This window comes from Mammaliicoccus stepanovicii (assembly GCF_002902525.1).
In the GTDB taxonomy this organism is placed as follows: domain Bacteria; phylum Bacillota; class Bacilli; order Staphylococcales; family Staphylococcaceae; genus Mammaliicoccus; species Mammaliicoccus stepanovicii.
In genome coordinates, this window is sequence record NZ_PPQZ01000061.1 from 3,279 (window position 1) to 5,344 (window position 2,066).

1 protein-coding gene is annotated in these 2,066 nt (G+C 27.0%); it reads right to left on the bottom strand.

The genetic code is table 11. From position 1 onward, the window contains the following. Positions 1–2,016, bottom strand: a 2,016-nt coding sequence (locus tag CD111_RS09095; protein WP_206124231.1) for a helix-turn-helix transcriptional regulator, incomplete at its 3' end; no start/stop codon positions are given. Between the last annotated feature and the right edge of the window lie 50 nt (positions 2,017–2,066).

Genomic DNA, 2,066 nt, shown 5'->3' on the forward strand with positions numbered 1-2,066 from the left:
TATTTTTTTCTTAATATAAATGTGTCTTATAACATCTGCAGTTGAATAAAATTGAACGATTAAATTGTCTTTATTATTGATGATTTCCACCTCATTCAAACTTTGATTTGAGTAGATTGTATCTTCATCTTGATGCGCGAATTGATTGCTCTTTATAATGAGGTCTCTTTTTCTGCATTCTATTTCTTCAACATTCACTTGATTTATGTTCAACCTTTGATGGAATATTCCTGATTTCTTATTATTTGGCATGACTAATATTTGAAATTCATACAAATAATACGTAATGAGTACATTCTCATTGAAAAATAGGACTTCTCCTCTTAATTTCATTAACATAGATAGCAGCTCTAACAATTGATATTGACTATTAGCATATTGTTCCCTTTCCTTAATAACGAGCGCACTAGTTTGTGATGGTATCATACTGTCTAACCAAGAATCATCAATTATATATATAACTTTCATATCTGTTTGTATACTCCAATTAAAAATAGAGATTAAAGAATCCATTTTATTTGGAGATTTTGGTTGATACAAAATATTCAACGAAGGATTTATGTTAACTATTGAAGTCAACTCTTTATCAAAACTCGTATCATATTTCATTCGATATGAAACACTGCTATCATTAATACAATGTCCCATACGACTTGCTAAATAGTTATTATGTTTATCTAACAACAAAATCAATTCAGTATCTTTAAAATATTTATGTACAATTTTTGAAATTGACATAAACTCTTGAATGGATGCATCAACATAAAACTTAAAATTTCTATTGCCATAATAGTAAGTACAATCCGCTAAATAGATTAAAAATTTCTCGAATTTCTTGATCATATTTTTATCATTTTTGTTACTATCAAACTTGATTTCAAATGAAATTTCAAACTGCCTCTCTAATGAAAATGAAAACATTTGGTCAATCAATTTATTCCGCTCACCTTTTTCGAGATACATTGAATTTACTATTTTGTGTGAGAACAATAATCCAAATTGCCCTGTTTCCCTACGTAATGCAAGCAACTTTGATTGTTGAAAGTGATTCGTTAGCGTATTGACATTCGTTATATACATTAAAAAGCTAGGAGCCACAATCGGTTTTTTTACAACTGATTTTGTGTTGATGTCCATGATTACATTTTCTAAGTTACCATGAACTAATTTATTTATAATATTAGATACTTTTGATAAGTCTTTTACCAATTTTGTTTTACGATTGTGAATAGCAAGATGCTTATCATTCTTAATTTGTCTTCTGAATTTACCTGGTGTTATTTTGTATATTTTTTTAAATGCTTCTATAAAGCCACTTTCGTTAGTAAAACCATTATCAGTTGCAATATGTACTAATTTCTTAGATGTGTAAATCAAGTCATACGTACTATGTGACAACCTCAATTGTTTTAATAAGTCTTGATATTTTTTGCCAGCAAACTTCTTAATTTCTTTAGAAAAGCGCCTTTCATTCATCAAAATTTTTCTAGCTATTTTTGAAATACAAAGTTTTTGTTTATAATTTTCATCCATAAAATTAATGGCATTAATCATATCTTTCATAATTTCACTGTAATTAAAATAAAAATGATTATAGTCGGCTACTCTAAAAGTATGTAAAATCATTGCAATCTCATTAGAAAATTCTAAGAAAGAACGCTGCTCTAAATTACGTTTATTTATATAGGAAGAAATTGATTTAATAATCTTAGATTTCAACAAGCTAAAATCAAGATTACTCGTATTTATACAGTATCGTTTTTCAAAATGAAACAAATGATCTAATTCAGGTCGTGAAAAATATAAACTCGCAATGAGCGTGTTGTGTTCGGTTATAATGCTATATCTATCTAAATCATTAATTAAGATAAGATCATTAGCCTCATACAATTTTCTTTTACCATTAATCGAAATAAGTACATTTCCTTCTAATACAAAGAGTAGAAAAATCCCAAAATTAAAATTGGATTGTACATTTAAAGAATTGTAAATCTTTAAATTACAGTCATATAGCATGTAAAAACACCTCTATTCATTCTGAAATATCTTATTTAATAGATATGGAT